This window comes from Haladaptatus sp. SPP-AMP-3 (assembly GCF_049568665.1).
Taxonomy (GTDB): Archaea; Halobacteriota; Halobacteria; order Halobacteriales; family Haladaptataceae; genus Haladaptatus; species Haladaptatus paucihalophilus.
Map to the genome: position 1 here is coordinate 2,808,913 of NZ_CP145897.1, position 14,487 is coordinate 2,823,399.

14 protein-coding genes are annotated in these 14,487 nt (G+C 65.1%); 4 read left to right on the plus strand and 10 right to left on the minus strand.

Annotated features, from left to right (window positions below; genetic code table 11):
- Positions 1 to 71: 71 nt before the first annotated feature.
- On the plus strand, positions 72 to 701 hold the full coding sequence (locus tag V5735_RS15370; RefSeq protein WP_423744306.1) for an RNA ligase partner protein: 630 nt from the start codon (positions 72 to 74) through the stop codon (positions 699 to 701).
- Positions 702 to 811: 110 nt separating this feature from the next.
- Complete coding sequence (locus V5735_RS15375; protein ID WP_423744307.1) at positions 812 to 1,279, plus strand: DUF5518 domain-containing protein; 468 nt, start codon at positions 812 to 814, stop codon at positions 1,277 to 1,279.
- 153 nt (positions 1,280 to 1,432) lie between these two features.
- Here V5735_RS15375 and V5735_RS15380 read toward each other — a convergent pair whose 3' ends face one another.
- The 5 genes from V5735_RS15380 to V5735_RS15400 form a co-directional block, all read right to left on the minus strand.
- Entirely contained in the window at positions 1,433 to 2,503 is a 1,071-nt protein-coding gene (locus tag V5735_RS15380) for an aminotransferase class I/II-fold pyridoxal phosphate-dependent enzyme (protein ID WP_423744308.1), read from the minus strand.
- Positions 2,504 to 2,569: 66 nt separating this feature from the next.
- Complete coding sequence (locus V5735_RS15385) at positions 2,570 to 2,944, minus strand: hypothetical protein (RefSeq protein ID WP_423744309.1); 375 nt, start codon at positions 2,942 to 2,944, stop codon at positions 2,570 to 2,572.
- Positions 2,945 to 3,044: 100 nt separating this feature from the next.
- Positions 3,045 to 4,715 (minus strand): ABC1 kinase family protein, encoded by a 1,671-nt coding sequence (locus V5735_RS15390; RefSeq protein ID WP_423744310.1) that lies wholly within the window; start codon positions 4,713 to 4,715, stop codon positions 3,045 to 3,047.
- Positions 4,716 to 4,721: 6 nt separating this feature from the next.
- Positions 4,722 to 5,078 carry an Hsp20/alpha crystallin family protein gene (locus tag V5735_RS15395; RefSeq protein WP_007977916.1) on the minus strand — a complete coding sequence of 119 codons (357 nt, stop codon included), beginning with the start codon at positions 5,076 to 5,078 and terminating at the stop codon, positions 4,722 to 4,724.
- A 52-nt stretch (positions 5,079 to 5,130) separates the two neighbouring features.
- Complete coding sequence (locus V5735_RS15400; RefSeq protein ID WP_423744311.1) at positions 5,131 to 5,904, minus strand: GIDE domain-containing protein; 774 nt, start codon at positions 5,902 to 5,904, stop codon at positions 5,131 to 5,133.
- A 73-nt stretch (positions 5,905 to 5,977) separates the two neighbouring features.
- Between V5735_RS15400 and glp the strand changes: the two genes are divergently transcribed.
- Both glp and V5735_RS15410 read left to right on the plus strand, forming a co-directional pair.
- A complete protein-coding gene (gene glp / locus V5735_RS15405; RefSeq protein ID WP_423744312.1) occupies positions 5,978 to 7,252 on the plus strand; it encodes a gephyrin-like molybdotransferase Glp in 1,275 nt (424 codons plus the stop codon).
- Positions 7,253 to 7,307: 55 nt separating this feature from the next.
- Positions 7,308 to 9,260 carry a molybdopterin biosynthesis protein gene (locus V5735_RS15410; protein ID WP_423744313.1) on the plus strand — a complete coding sequence of 651 codons (1,953 nt, stop codon included), beginning with the start codon at positions 7,308 to 7,310 and terminating at the stop codon, positions 9,258 to 9,260.
- Here V5735_RS15410 and V5735_RS15415 read toward each other — a convergent pair.
- The 5 genes from V5735_RS15415 to V5735_RS15435 form a co-directional block, all read right to left on the minus strand.
- Positions 9,219 to 9,881: an HAD family hydrolase gene (locus V5735_RS15415; protein WP_423744314.1), complete on the minus strand. Its 663-nt coding sequence runs from the start codon at positions 9,879 to 9,881 to the stop codon at positions 9,219 to 9,221. The genes V5735_RS15410 and V5735_RS15415 overlap by 42 nt on opposite strands.
- A 91-nt stretch (positions 9,882 to 9,972) precedes the next feature.
- Entirely contained in the window at positions 9,973 to 11,286 is a 1,314-nt protein-coding gene (locus V5735_RS15420; protein WP_423744315.1) for an ABC transporter ATP-binding protein, read from the minus strand.
- Complete coding sequence (locus V5735_RS15425; RefSeq protein WP_423744316.1) at positions 11,283 to 12,470, minus strand: ABC transporter ATP-binding protein; 1,188 nt, start codon at positions 12,468 to 12,470, stop codon at positions 11,283 to 11,285. The genes V5735_RS15420 and V5735_RS15425 overlap by 4 nt, the downstream gene beginning before the upstream one ends.
- Positions 12,467 to 13,483, minus strand: a complete 1,017-nt coding sequence (locus tag V5735_RS15430; protein ID WP_423744317.1) for an ABC transporter permease — start codon at positions 13,481 to 13,483, stop codon at positions 12,467 to 12,469. The genes V5735_RS15425 and V5735_RS15430 overlap by 4 nt, the downstream gene beginning before the upstream one ends.
- Complete coding sequence (locus V5735_RS15435) at positions 13,480 to 14,466, minus strand: ABC transporter permease (RefSeq protein ID WP_423744318.1); 987 nt, start codon at positions 14,464 to 14,466, stop codon at positions 13,480 to 13,482. The genes V5735_RS15430 and V5735_RS15435 overlap by 4 nt, the downstream gene beginning before the upstream one ends.
- Between the last annotated feature and the right edge of the window lie 21 nt (positions 14,467 to 14,487).

Here is a 14,487-nt window from a genome sequence, read left to right on the forward strand (position 1 = left end):
GGAGTTCTCACATGTAGGATGTGAACAAATGTCATGGAAGGGCTTTTGCTTCTCGGCTCGAATCGCCATATATGTCGGAACATCCGCTGAAACAGCGGTTCGTCCTCGATACGTCCGTCTTCCTCTCCGAGGAAATCCGCGTCGGAGACGAGGGATTGGAGGACGCCATCGAACGACTTCTCGACTCCATCGCCACCGCGAAACTCGCGCTCAACATCTCCTGTTACATCCCGCCCTCCGTTCACGACGAACTCACCGTCATCCTCGAAGAGCGCGGCGTCTCGGAGGTCGTCCTCTCGAAACTCGAAACGTGGGTCATCAAGAAAAACCCCGCCCGCTTCGAGGTGATGATTCCCGCCGATCTCGTCTACCGGTTCATCGACGAGATGAGCGGGCGCGTGGACAAGGGACTCCGCGTGTCCGAAAACGCCGTCAGGGAAGCGTCCGACAACGGACAGGCCGACGTGGGGACGGTCATCTCCGACCTCAGAAGCCAGTACCGTTCCACGCTTCGCCGCGGCGTCTTGGACTCCCGCGAGGACTTCGACCTGCTCATCCTCGCCCGCGAACTCGACGCGGGCGTCGTCACCGAGGACACCGGCATCATCAACTGGGCCGAGGACTTCGGCCTGCGCTACCTCCGCGGTCGCGACTTCCCGCCGCTCCTCGAATCGTATCTCGACGCGAGCGAAGAGATGTGATTTCGACGACGGCGTTCATCCTCGTTACGCCGAACGCACGCGAGAATACCGCTTCGACCGTCGGTCACTTCGACAGTGGATTTAAGATAAACTGCACGAACCGTTTACATATGCCCCTGATTCGGAATCTCGTCGCCGATGTAACCGGCGAGGAGTTTCGTCTCGCGGTCCTCCTCGGAGTCGCATCGATTCCGGTGACGGTGTGGCAGAACTGGCTACTCACGCCGAACGCCCTCCCTCGTAATAGTAACGCCTCGGCACTGTTCGTCGCATGCGTGATTGCCGGGTACTGCTATCAGCAACGGCCAGCGGCGAGTTCCCGTGCAGGTACGATAACGGGAGTGGTAGGCGGGACTCCTATAGTGCTCTGGCAGAGCGCCATCGGATTCAGCGACGCGTGGGGAGCGCCTATCGTCGGCGACTCCGCGTTGTTACCCGTTGTCGCGGGTGGACTCGTGCTCGTCCTCGCCGCGTTCCTGTTCGTCGTCGTCTCGTTCGTCGGCAGAGTGGGCGGTGGTATCGGCGGATGGCTCTCCGCGCGTCTTCACTCGCCGCGATTGCTCGGCTCGACCGGCTGACCGTCCTCTCCCTTTTTCCGCCACAACTTCCTCGTTCCTCTCCTATCGCAGCCTAGCGCTTCCCCGCTGCACTTTCTCTTCTCTCGCCGCAACTCGCTCTCTCCACCGCCCCCTCACGAAATAGACGGACGACGCCAGTACGCTCTGATTCGCTTATCGGTGCCGTTCGAGGAACGATTCGACGCGTCCTAATCCGTCTTCCAACTCCTCGGCGGGCAGTCCGAACCCGATGCGGAAGTACCGGTCGTAGCCGAACAGGGTCCCCGGCGCGAGGACGACGCTCTCCTCTTCGACGACGCCGCGACAGAACGCCTCGGCGTCCTCGAACCCGTCCGGAATCCGAACGAAACCGTTGACGCCCATCGGGTCGTACCACTCCAACCCGTACTCGTCCACGAACTCGCGCACCCGTTCGCGGTTGCTCGCCGCCAACTCGCGGTTTTCCGCGAGAATGTCGTCCTCGTGTTCGCCGAGCGCCTGCCGTGCGACGTGCTGGTCGATGATGCCCGGCGAGATGGTGGTGTAATCCTTCCACTCCCACGCACCTTCGACGACCTCTTCCGCCCCGACGAGCCAGCCGAACCGGAGTCCGGCGAGTCCGTAGGCCTTCGTGAGACTCGTCGTGCTGATGCCGTACTCTCCCATGCTGGCAACCGGGTCCACGGGGTCGGACGCGAGCAGTCGGTACACCTCGTCACAGAGCAGGTACGCCCCGGTGTCCTCCGCGAGGTCGTAGATGGCTTCGACTTTCTCCTGCGGATGGTACCGGCCGGTCGGATTGTTCGGGTTATTGAGGACGACGACGTTCGTATCCTCCCGAATCGCGTCGGCGACGGCATCCACGTCGAGTTCCCACTCCGGCGGTTCGAGCCACACCCTGCTCACCTCGCCCATCGACTCGGGGACAGCGTGGAGTGCTTGGTACGTCGGGGTAACTACTACGGCGTGTCCGTCGCCGTCCAACAGGCTGAGGAACGCGAGAAAGTTCGCCTCCTGCGTCCCGCAGGTGAACAGCACTTCGTCTTCGCTCCGACCGTAGCGCTCGCCGACCTCGGCGCGGAACTCGGGGTCCCCGTTTGTCGGAATAACGTAGCCCAGTTCGCCGGGGTTCAAATCGAAGCGGTCGGCGTCCAAACTTCGAATTCCGCTCTCGGCCAGCATGATGTCGGCCTCGTGTTCGTACTCGGCGAACCAGCGCTCCAAGCCGAAGGGTTCGATGTTCATACCCGGACTTGGGCGCGGTCGGTCGAAAAGCTACGGAATGGGGCAGTCGAGGAGTCGAGACGGAAATCAGGGTACGCCGACGTACTCGTGTCGGCGGTAGAGGTACAGCAGACCGAGCGGGATGCCGATACCGAACCACATGGCCATGCCGAGGAGGGTGTACTCGGATCGGGGTTCCCACTCTGACACCGACGCGATGTACCGCCGGTCGAAGTGAATTCCGACTGCGACGACGGCGGGGGCGGTGAAGTACGCGAGAGCGAGAACGAGTCCGACCAGCGGCGGGAGGTACGAGAGGGTACTCGACGGTTCGAGGCGGAAGGCAATCGCGGAAACCGACAGACCGAGCGCGGCGGAAATCGACAGCAGCAGACTCGGGAGGAGGAGTATCCACCAGTGGCTCTCGGTGCTGGTGGCGGAGGGATGGGCGGTTGTAGTCACAGTTGCAACCTGTCCCCGCCGTGGAAAAAGGATATTGGAATTTCGCTGACATTGGGTGACGGACGACGAACCGCAAGACGGCAACGGCGTCAACGAGGTCCTACTCCCCGCCTCGCTCCCGCAGGTTCTGGCGCGTGAACTGCGGCGTCGCCCGAATCCCGCGCCGCTTGCGGAACGAGCGGTAGAGCAGGAGGGTGATGAACAGCGAGATGACTCCGGCCACCGCGGCGGCGGGGAACTGCTCCGCGGCGTACAGCACCGCCGTCGTCAACCCGCCGAAGGCGAGGAGGATGCCGTAGATGAGGCGTTTGGCCAGCAGGTCGAACACGTCGTTGTTGTCCTCGATGCTGACGCGGGCGTAGAGGTCGTCGCGGTCGATGCGGTCCAGCGCCCGCTCCAGTTTCGGCGGCGTCCGAACGAGCGACTGGGCCGACGCTTGCAGTTGGTCGCCCGTCTCGGAGACGTATTTCTTGATGGACTCCTCGCGGTAGCCCTCCTCGGTGAGGTACTCCGTCGCCACCGCGATGAAGTCGAAGCCGGGGTCGAGCGTGACACAGACCCCCTCCACGACCGTCGCCACGCGGAGGACGAGCGCGAGGTTCGACGGCAACCGGAGCGGGAACTCGTAAATCGTGTCCTCGACTTGCGAGACGATTTGTTGGACGCGGTAGGTTTCGATGTCCTCGCCACGGGCGTCCTCGATGGCGAGTTCCATCACCTTCCCCATGGTCACCCGGTCGGCCTCCGGGCTGAGGGTCCCCATTTCGATGAGGGCGTCGAGGATGCCCTCTATGTCCTGGTTCGCCACCGCGATGTAGAAGTCCACGATTTTGCGCTGGATGAACTCGTCCACCCGGCCGCTCATGCCGAAGTCGTAGAAGATGATGCGGCCGTCGTCCGTGACGGCGAGGTTGCCGGGATGGGGGTCGGCGTGGAACACGCCGTCCTGAATTATCATCTGGAGGTACGCCCGCTGGAGCGTCTCGGCGAGTTCGTGACGGTCGAGTCCCTCCTCGTCGAGTTCGTCGACGCGGTTTATTTTCGTCCCGCCGAGGTACTCCATCGTGAGGACGCGGGACCCGGAGCGACTCGTGATGACGCGCGGAATTGCGATGTCCGGGTCGTCAGCGAAGTTCTCGCGGATTTCGGTCAGCATCGACGCCTCGCGGCCGTAGTCCATCTCCTCCCGAATCGTGCGGCCGAACTCGTCGGCGAGGTTTTCGAGCGAGAAGGCTCGCGCCTGTCCGATAAAGCGCATGAGGAGCGGGAGCGACCAGCGGATGACACGCAGGTCCGCCTCGACCAACTCCTCGATGCCGGGGCGTCTGACCTTCACGGCGACGCGCTCGCCGTCGATTTGCGCGGCGTACACCTGCCCGAGACTCGCGCCGCTTATCGCCTCGGTATCGAACTCGTCGAAGTGGTCCTCGACGGGGCCGAGTTCGGCCTCGATGACCTGTTCTGCGTCCGCCCACGGCGCTGGCGGCACTTCGTCCTGAAGCTTCGAGAGTTCGTCCACGTACTCCGGCGGGAGGATGTCGGGGCGCGTCGAGAGCAGTTGTCCGAGTTTGATGAACGTCGGGCCGAGGGTGAGCAGCGATTCGAGGAGCGTGTTCGCCCGCTCGATTCGCATCTCGCTGGTCACCCGTCGGGACGACCCGAAAAACAGGAATCGGTTCCGGTCGCGGGCGTAGCTCACCAGCAGCGGCAGGAAGTGCCATGCGACGACGACGAACCGACGGTATGCGCGGAGGAATGCCAGTGTGACCACCCGCGCTTAGCGGCTCGTGACCGGCACCGACTCGTCGGGAGCCGACGACTGTTTGGGGAGCGTGATTTCGAGGACGCCGCGGCCCACCGCGGCCTCCGCACCCGCGCCGGTCGCGTCCGGCGGCAACGGGAGTTCGGCGTCGAGGAACAGCGGCCGCTCCTCGCTCACGTAGTCGAACTCCATGGGGACGTTCTTCTCGCGCCGCGCTTCTATCTGGAGGCGGCCATTCGTCACGTCGATGTCGATAGTTTCCTCGGTGACGCCGGGCATATCGAGGACGAGGAGATACGCCTCATCGTTCTCCAACAGGTCCGCGAACACGGCGTCCGGGAGTTCTCGCAACGCATCGCGCAGCGCTGACATAGTTCCGTGTTAGGAGGCAGGACCGAAAAAGGGTACGGTATCGACGGTCGTGTTACCATCCGAGCACGAACGCGCCGATGGCGAAAAACAGGACTCCGGCGACCACGAACGGAAGTCCCTTCCACGCCACGCGCAACGTCGCGCCGCGTTCGTCCGTGTCGGAAACGAGGAACCGCGTATCCTCCCCGTGGCCGATGACGACGTTCACCTCGCCCGCGTCGTGTCCGGCGCTCGCGTCGTAGCTCGCCTCGCCGAGGATGTGAACCGACTCGCCGGGGTCGAGCCGCCGTTCGATGTATTTGCGGTCCTTTCCCGTGTTCAATTCGACCACCTTTAGGTCGAGGCTTCGTTCCTCGGAGTCCACGTCGTCGTTTCCTCGGATGAACTCCACGACCCGTTCGGGCGGCCGCGTTCCGCCGCGAACGTCGATGGAGCGTTCGGCGCTGAAGCGAAAGTCGGCCGCGCGCGGGTCGACGAGCGCGCTCGCCGTCTCGTCCTCGATGCGGAAGGGCGTGTGAGTCCGCCCCGAGTCGATGGTCTCCCAGTGGCGGCCGTTGTTCGAGTTGCGCTCCTCTTTCACGACGTACTCGTAGGCGAGACACTCCGTCCCGGTGAACGGCGACGTGACGGTCCCTCGTTCGGGCTGGGCGGTCCCTTCGACCTCGACCGGGCCGCCGTCTCCCAGCGACATCACGTCGCTCGGGTCGTTGGTGAGGATACGATACGCGAGCACGAGTTCGCGTCCGCCGTACCAGATCATCACACAGCCGAGAACGACGGCGACACCGGCGAGGGCGAGGGCGAACGGGTGGTTAAGGAGGGCCATGCGGGACGATGCTGTCTACGGAACGATAAGTGTTCCCCGCTTCCTTTTTGCCCATCGTCCCGAACGGGTTCATATGAGCGACCATCAACCGGACAGAAAACGATCCGGGTTCAAGGAAACGACGCGCGTGTCGGCGGCCCGCGACCGATTGCGCGAGGTCGTCGCCGGTCACGACCGAACCGATTCCGTCCCGCTCCGCGACGCGGACGGACGGGTCCTCGCGGAACCGGTCGACGCCCCGCGAAACGTCCCCCACTACTCGCGGGCGGCGATGGACGGCTACGCGGTCCGTGCGCGGGACACCTTCGGAGCCAGCGGCCGGTCGCCCGAACTCCTTCGCGCGGCGGAGGAAATGGCACCCGGCGCGGCGGTTCGAGTGCACACCGGGAGCGAGGTGCCGGAGGGCGCGGACGCCGTGGTGATGATAGAGCAAATCGACGAGTTCGGCGAGGAGGTCGAGGTGTTCGACGCCGTGGCGGAGGGCGAAAACGTCGCCCCCGTCGGCGAGGACGTGGAGGCGGGTCAATCGCTGTACGAGGCCGGACATCGGCTTCGCCCGTCGGACCTCGGCATGCTGAAATCCGTCGGCGTGAGCGAGGTCACGGTGTACGACCGGCCGCGCGTCGCCGTGATTCCGACCGGCGAGGAACTGGTGCAGGCCGACCCGGACCCGGGCGAAGTCATCGAGACGAACGGCCTCACCGTCTCCCGTCTGGTCGAGCGGTGGGGCGGCAGCGCGACCTACCACGACGTCGTGACCGACGACGAGGACCGACTCCGCGAGGCCATCGAGTCGAACCTCGACCACGATATCGTCGTCACGACCGGGGGGTCCTCCGTGGGCGCGCGCGACCTGCTCCCGGAAGTCGTTTCCTCCATCGGCGACGTCGTCGTCCACGGCGTCGCGCTGAAGCCGGGCCATCCCGTCGCGCTCGGCATCGTCGAGCACGGCCCGTCGGACGGCCAGAACTCGACGGGTTCCGGCGACGCAGTCGAAGGGACGCCGGTCGTGATGCTTCCCGGCTATCCCGTCGCCTGCATCATCAACGCGATGCAGTTCCTCCGTCCCGCGCTGAAGTGGGCCGGACACCTCCCGCTGGAGGACTCCCCGACGACCGCCGCCCGCCTCGGACGCAAGATTCGGAGCGAACCCGGCGTCCGGTCGTTCGTCCGGGTGACGCTGGACCGCGAGGGCGACGAACCGGTCGCGACCCCGACGCGAGCCAGCGGGTCCGGCGTCCTCTCCAGCGTCGCGCTGGCCGACGGCTGGGTCGAGGTTCCCGAAGGTCGCGAGGGGATTCCCGAGGGCGAGACGGTCGCCGTGGCGAACTGGGAGTGGTCCGCGTGACTTCGACCGGACGACTCGCATCCGATAGCGTCACGCTCACCGCGGGGGGATTCGCGTGAGTGAACGCAAGGAGTTCCGCGACCTCGCCGAACCGAGCAAAGCGCACGAGGCGATTGCATCGCTCGACCTCTCACCCGAACCGGAGTCGGTCGCGCTCACGGAGTCTCGCGGCCGCGTGCTGACCGAGCGGTTCGACGCGGAGCGCGACGTGCCGGGGTTCGACCGCGCGAGCATGGACGGCTTCGCGGTCAAAGCGCGGGACACCTTCGGAGCGGACGAGGCCGACCCCACCGTCCTCGACCTCGTCGGAGACGTTCACGCCGGGACTGAACCCGACGTGGAAGTGGGCGAGGGCGAAGCCGTCGAGATTTCCACCGGGGCCGTGATGCCGCCCGGCGCGGACGCGGTGGTGATGGTCGAGCGGACCGACTACGTGGACCGCGACGATGGGGCGGGCGTCGAAATCCGAACCGCCGTGGCACCCGGCGACCACACCATGCTAGCCGGGGCGGACATCGCGGCGGGCCAGCGCGCACTCGGTCCCGGAACGCAACTCACCGCCCGCGAAATCGGCCTGCTGTCGGCCCTCGGCGTGGACGAGGTGCTCGTCCGCGGAACGCCCCGCGTCGGCATCATTTCGACCGGCGACGAACTCGTTCGCCCCGGCAACCCGCTGTCGGACGAGGCGGGCCAAATCTACGACGTGAACAGCTACACCATCGCCGCCGCCGTCGAAGAGGCGGGCGGCGACCCCGTCCTGTACCCCCACGCTGGCGACGACTACGACGAGATGGAACGCCTGCTACTGGAGGCCTCTGAGGAGTGCGACCTCGTTCTCTCCTCCGGTTCGACCAGCGCGAGCGCGGTGGACGTCATCTACCGCGTCATCGAATCGCGCGGCGAACTCCTGCTCCACGGCGTCGCCGTCAAACCCGGCAAGCCGATGCTCATCGGGCGGTTCCCCGATTCCGCGTACGTCGGCCTGCCGGGGTACCCCGTCTCCGCGCTGACAATCTTCCGGACCTTCGTCGCGCCCGCCATCCGCGAGGCGGCCGGACTACCCGCCCCCGCCACCGCGACCGTCGACGCTCGGATGGCGACCGAGGAGCGCTACGGCGAGGGCCGAATGCGACTCATGCCGACCGGTCTGGTCGAGGACGAGCACGGCCGCACGCTCGCTTACCCGGTGGACAAGGGCAGCGGAGCCACGACCAGCCTCGTGGAGGCCGACGGCGTGGTGACGGTGCATCCCGACACGGCCTATCTCGCGGAGGGTGAGGAGGTCTCCGTGCGACTGTTCTCGCCGGACGTTCGCCCGCCGTCCGTCCTCGGCGTCGGCGAGGACGACCCCACCCTCTCCAGACTGCTCGATTCGCTCGACTCCCCGCGATACCTCCCGCTCGGCAGTCGGGAAGGGTTGCGTCGCCTCCGGAACGGCGTGCCCGACTTCGCGGTGGCGACCGGGGAGGCGGAACCACGGTCCGCCGAACGCGCGAGCGGCGACGACGCGAGCGATGCGGAGTCTCGGTCCGCGAGCACGGGCACCGAACTCGCCTCCTACGTCCGCGAGTGGGGACTCGTCGTTCTCGCCGACAACCCCAGCGACATCGAGGGATTGGCCGACCTCGTGGACCGCGACGTTCGGTTCATCAACCGCGGGACGAACTCAGGCCTTCGAACCACGCTCGGGAATGCCGTCGCCGACCTCGCCGAGGAGCGAGAAACGACGCGCCACGAACTCGTCGAATCCATCTCCGGGTTCGAACTCACGGTGAAGGCCCACGAAAGCCCGGCCAGAAAGGTCGCCGCCGGGAAGGCGGACGCCGGACTCGGGTTGCGCTCGACGGCGGACAAACTCGACCTCGATTTCGTCCCGCTCGGCGAGGAACGAGTTCGCATCCTCGTCAATCCGAACCGCAGGGAAAAGGCAGGCGTCGAGGAACTGGCGGCGGCGCTCGACTCGACGTTAGTCGGTGTTCTCGAAGGTCTGCCCGGCGTTCGGCCATAGCTCGTCGAAGCTGTTCACGCGGTAGTCGCCGAGGACGCACTGTTTCCGACGGGTCGGGTCGTGTCGCTCGACGTGGACCGCATCCAACCCCGCGTTCCACGCCGCGCCGATGTCGCTCGACCCGTCGCCCGCGAGGACGCCGCGGTCGGTGCCGTTGACGCCGAGTCGCCCCATCGCGTGTTCGACCGGTTCGGGATTGGGTTTCCAGCCCAGTTGTTCGTCACAGCAGACGACGGTATCGAACCAGTCGCGGATGTCGAGTCCGTCGAGCACCGGGTCGGTGAGGAACTGCTGACAGTGAGTCACCAGTCCGACCGGGCAGTCGAGGTCGGCGACGAACGCGGCGTCGTCGTAGAGGAAGGTGTTTTCGGCACGAACCTCCGGGTCCTCGATGGAGTGGAACGCCTCCCAGAACTCCACCGGGTCGAGGCCCCACCGTCGGAGTTGGGCGTCGCGCGACCCGCCGAGACCGTGCCAGATGATTTCGGATTCGTAGTCCGTAAACTCGTAGCCGAGGCGGTCACTCACCCGCTCGAACACCGAGCGAACGTACGACGGGTCGATGTCGATGAGTGTCCCGTCCAAATCGAGCAGCCAAAAATCGTACTCACGGGCGACCATTGGGGTTCATACAGTAGTGCTCCTTTGCTTATAAGTCTTCGTCTAGAGCCACTCGTCCGGCGCGCGAAAAATAGGCGTCGTGGCCGGTCGCTCAGTCCGCCGACGGCTCCACTTCCCGTCCCGCCTCCCGCTCCGACTCCGGCGGTTGGTCGTAGAGGTGGCAGGCCGCGGGGTGTTCGCGGTTCTGGAGCATCGGGGTCCGGCGCTCACAGATGCTCTCGAAGCGTTCCGCCATCACGGCGATGGCACCGTCACGGTCGCCCGCGACGAACCGGTCGAACGATTCGGAGACGGTCGCGCGGTTTTCGCCCTCCAGTTCGTCGTCGAACAGTTCGTCCCACAACTCGGCTTCGAGAGCCTCGTCGTCTACGTCTTCGGGGTTCTTCTCCGCACCGGCGGCCAACTCCCGAACGCCCTTCAGGGTGAGTTCGCCCGATTCGAGCCGTTCCCGGTAATCCATCACCTCGCGGTACGCGGATTGGGGAATCTCGATGTCGTCGGGGGGAATGACGTTCGGACACCGCGTTCGGAAGTGACACCCGGACGGCGGATTGCGCGGCGACGGTACGTCGCCCGAGAGCGTGTGGATGTCGCGCTCTTGCTCGCTCGTATCGGCGCGCGGCACGCTCTCCAGCAGGGCCTTCGTGTAAGGGTGTTGCGGGTCGGTGAATATCTCGTCCACCGGCCCGAGTTCGACGATTTCGCCGAGGTACATCACCGCCACGCGGTCGGAGATGTGCCGAACCACCGAGAGGTCGTGGGCGATGAACAAGTACGTCAGGCCGAGTTCGTTCTGGAGGTCCTGCAGGAGGTTCAACACCTGCGCCTGCACGGACACGTCCAGCGCCGAGACGGGTTCGTCCAGCACGATGAAGTCCGGTTCCAGCGCCAACGCGCGGGCGATGCCGATGCGCTGGCGCTGGCCCCCCGAGAACTCGTGGGGGTAGCGGTCTATCTGCTCCGCCGACAACCCGACGCGTTCCATGAGTTCTTCGACGCGCTCGCGGCGTTCCTCGCGCGACCCGACGCCGTGAACGTCCAGCGGTTCGCGGATGATTTCGCCCGCCGTCATCCGCGGGTCGAGGCTGGAGAACGGGTCCTGAAAGACGACTTGCGCCCGCTTTCTGAACTCCGTCAGGTCGTCCATGTCGTAGACGTCCCGACCGTCGAAGACGACCTTCCCGTCCGTCGCGTCGCGGAGGCTCAACAGGGTCTCCCCCGTCGTGGATTTGCCACACCCTGACTCGCCGACCAATCCGAGGGTTTCGCCCTCTTCGATGGCGAACGAGATTCCGTCGACGGCTTTCACGCTCTTCGGCTCACGACCGAGGATTCGGTCGGTCAGGGTGTTCTGTTCGAAGTAGTACTTCTGCAGTTCCTCGACGCGAACGAGATGGTCGGTCATCGTTTCTCCTCCGTTTGGGATTCTCCGAAGTGGTTCGACGAGAGCGCGCGCGACTCGTCGAACTCCGTTTCGGTGAGGACGCAGCGCGCTTCGTGTTCGGTGCTACCGCCCGCGTCGTGCATCGACGGATGGGAGAGACACTCCTCCATCGCCTTCGGACAGCGGTCGGCGAAGTAACAACGCTCGCCCATCTCCGAATCCAGCAGGTCGGGGACGTTCCCCTCGATGGGTTGGAGACGCGGTGCCGGGTCCTCCAAGTCGGGAAGCGACCCGAGCAATCCTTGCGTGTACGGATGGACCGGCGCGTCGAACACGTCTTCGAGGGTGCCGCGTTCGACCAGTTCACCGGCGTACATCACGCCGACGCGGTCACACATCCGCGCGACGACGCCGAGGTTGTGCGTGATGAGCATGATGCTCATGCCAGTGTCGGCCTGCAAGTCGCGGAGCAGGTCGAGGATTTGGGCCTGAATCGTCACGTCGAGCGCCGTCGTCGGCTCGTCCGCGATGAGCAGGTCCGGTTCACCGGCGAGCGCTTGGGCGATCATCGCCCGCTGGAGCATCCCGCCCGAGAACTGGTGGGGATACTCGTCGGCGCGGTCCGCCGGGTCTGGGATGCCGACCTGCTCCAGCAGTTCGATCGCCTTCGCGCGGCTCGGTTCGCTGACGTAGCTTTGGGAGGGGAGCACCGTGCCCGCGACGAGGCTCGCGAGTCCGTACCCTTGCGTCCGCGAGCGGGTCGAACGCGGGTTCGACCTCGCCCGCCGCTGCACCTCGACGGCTTCGGCTATCTGCTCGCCGACGGGTATCGACGGGTTCAGGCTGCTCATCGGGTCCTGAAATATCATGCTGAACGACGGTCCGCGCAAGGCGCGGCGCTCCCGCGTCGTCAGCCGACGGATGTCCACGAACTCGCCGTCGACCGCCTCGGGACGGTCGTCCCCGACTTCCTCGGCGAGCGTGGCGTTTCGGTACCACACCTCGCCCGACGTGATTTTGCCGGGCGACTCCACGAGGTCGATGATGGAGAGCGCGGCGACGCTCTTTCCCGACCCGGACTCGCCGACCACGCCGAACACTTCCTCCTCCCGCACGTCGAAGCTGATGGACTCACAGGCGTTGACCTGCCCCTTCTCCGTGAAGAAGCGGGTCGAGAGGTCGCGCACGCGAAGCAGGTCGCTCATACGCCACCCCCTTCGCCCTCGATACCGGGGTCGAGCGCGTCGCGCAACCAGTCACCGACGAGGTTGATGCCGATGACGGTGATGACGATGGCGAGCCCCGGAACCGTCGAAATCCACCACGACGTGGCGAGGTAGTCTTTCCCCTGTGCGATGTCGAATCCCCATGAGAGGTTCACCCCGGAGAATCCGAGGTACGAAAGCGAGCTTTCGAGGAGGATGATGGCCGCGATTTGGATGGTGGCGAGCACGATGATGGGCGTCACGCTGTTCGGCAGGATGTGCTTTCGAAGGATAAAGGAGTCCTTCGCGCCGACCGAGCGGGAGGCTTTGACGTACTCCTCGCCGACCACGGTTAGGGCCTCGCCGCGCGAGACGCGGGCGAACCAGACCCAGTTCACGAGCGCGACGACGATGACGACCGTCCCCGGAATCGCGATTTGACCGGGCATCCCCGAGACGAGTCCGGCCGCGACTACCGGGTCGGGTATCGTGAACACCGACCGTCTAAACATGCCGACCAGCGCTATCGCTAACACCAGCGACGGGAACGCCAGCATGATGTCCGCGCTCCGCATCAACGCGTCGTCCACGATTTCGCCGTAGTACCCCGCGACCAACCCGACGGTGACGCCGATGAGCATCGCCAGCACCGTCCCGAAGAGACCGACGAGGAGCGACGTTCTCGCGCCGTAAATCACCCGCGAAAGCATATCGCGCCCGAGTTGGTCCGTCCCGAGCGGATGCGACGGTTGTGCCTTGACGTACGTCGTGTTGTTGGTTATCTGTATCTCGCCGTCGACCATCTCCGAACTCGTTTGGGTCGTCTTCTTGCTGAACCCGAGCGGCGGCAGTTTCGAGTTATCGAGGTTCTGCCGGTTCGGATTGTGCGGTGCGATAACCGGGGCGAACACCGCGACGAGTACCACCGCGATGACGACGATGATGCCGATTTTCGCCAAGAGGCTCTGACGGAACTCCCGCTTGAGGTTTCGGAGCGTCCGCGGCGAAATCATTCGTAGACCACCTGCGGGTTGATGTACGCGTACAGGAAGTCCACGAAGATGTTCACGAGGACGAACCCGGTGCCGATGACGATGAGCGACCCCTGAATCAGCGGCCAGTCACGGGCGTTGATGGAGTTGATGACCAACGTCCCGAGTCCCGGCCACGCGAACACCGATTCGGTGATGACGGCACCGCCGATGAGCGTTCCCAACTGCAAGCCGAGGACGGTGATGACGGGAATGAGGGTGTTTCGGAGCGCGTGTTTGTACCGCACCAGCGTCTCCGGGAGTCCTTTGGCCCGCGATGCTCTGATGTAGGTCTTGCCCAGTTCGTCGAGCATGCCGCTCCGGGTGAGCCGCGTGATGAGCGCGGTGAAGTACGTTCCCAGCGTTATCGCTGGGAGGAAGATGTGTTTCGCCCAGGTCACGAGTCCGCTCACGCTTCCTTGCGAGAACAGCATCTCCACCGCGGGCACGAAACCGATACCGCGATGGCTCGTCGGGAACGGTCCCGCGACCGCGAGGAGCAACACCAGCATGATGCCGAGCCAGAAGTTCGGCGTGCTGATTCCCGCGAGCGAGAACGTCGTCGCGGCGTAGTCAACCGGGTCGTGTCGCCGCGTCGCGCTGATGACGCCCAGCGGAATCGAGAGCACGATTGCGACGATGCTCGACGCGACCGCCAACTCGACCGTCGCCGGGAGGCGAGCGAAGATGCGCGTGCTGGCTTGCGTCCCCGAGATGAACGAGTAGCCCATGTCCCCGTGGAGCAGGTTCCAGATGTACTCGCCGTACTGGACGTAGAGCGGTTGGTTCAGCCCGAGTTCGACCGCGATTCGATGTTTCAGCGCCGGACTGGCATCCAAAGGGGCGATGACCGTAATCGGATTCCCGGGCGTGACGAATCGGAGCAGAAACACCACGGTCACGACCCCCCAGATGACGAAGATTCCCTGGACGCTCCGTCGGAGCAGAAATCGTCCCATCGACATCTATAACCACCCCATCGATAG

Excerpts from the sequence above, each read along its gene's own strand:
- V5735_RS15370 (WP_423744306.1), top strand. The coding sequence starts at position 72 with ATGTCGGAACATCCGCTGAAACAGCGGTTCGTCCTCGATACGTCCGTC.
- V5735_RS15415 (WP_423744314.1), bottom strand. The coding sequence starts at position 9,881 with ATGGTCGCCCGTGAGTACGATTTTTGGCTGCTCGATTTGGACGGGACA.
- V5735_RS15395 (WP_007977916.1), bottom strand. The coding sequence starts at position 5,078 with ATGTCAGCGCTGCGCGATGCGTTGCGAGAACTCCCGGACGCCGTGTTC.
- V5735_RS15435 (WP_423744318.1), bottom strand. The coding sequence starts at position 14,466 with ATGTCGATGGGACGATTTCTGCTCCGACGGAGCGTCCAGGGAATCTTC.
- V5735_RS15420 (WP_423744315.1), bottom strand. The coding sequence starts at position 11,286 with ATGACCGACCATCTCGTTCGCGTCGAGGAACTGCAGAAGTACTACTTC.
- V5735_RS15425 (WP_423744316.1), bottom strand. The coding sequence starts at position 12,470 with ATGAGCGACCTGCTTCGCGTGCGCGACCTCTCGACCCGCTTCTTCACG.
- glp (WP_423744312.1), top strand. The coding sequence starts at position 5,978 with ATGAGCGACCATCAACCGGACAGAAAACGATCCGGGTTCAAGGAAACG.
- V5735_RS15375 (WP_423744307.1), top strand. The coding sequence starts at position 812 with ATGCCCCTGATTCGGAATCTCGTCGCCGATGTAACCGGCGAGGAGTTT.
- V5735_RS15430 (WP_423744317.1), bottom strand. The coding sequence starts at position 13,483 with ATGATTTCGCCGCGGACGCTCCGAAACCTCAAGCGGGAGTTCCGTCAG.
- V5735_RS15400 (WP_423744311.1), bottom strand. The coding sequence starts at position 5,904 with ATGGCCCTCCTTAACCACCCGTTCGCCCTCGCCCTCGCCGGTGTCGCC.
- V5735_RS15380 (WP_423744308.1), bottom strand. The coding sequence starts at position 2,503 with ATGAACATCGAACCCTTCGGCTTGGAGCGCTGGTTCGCCGAGTACGAA.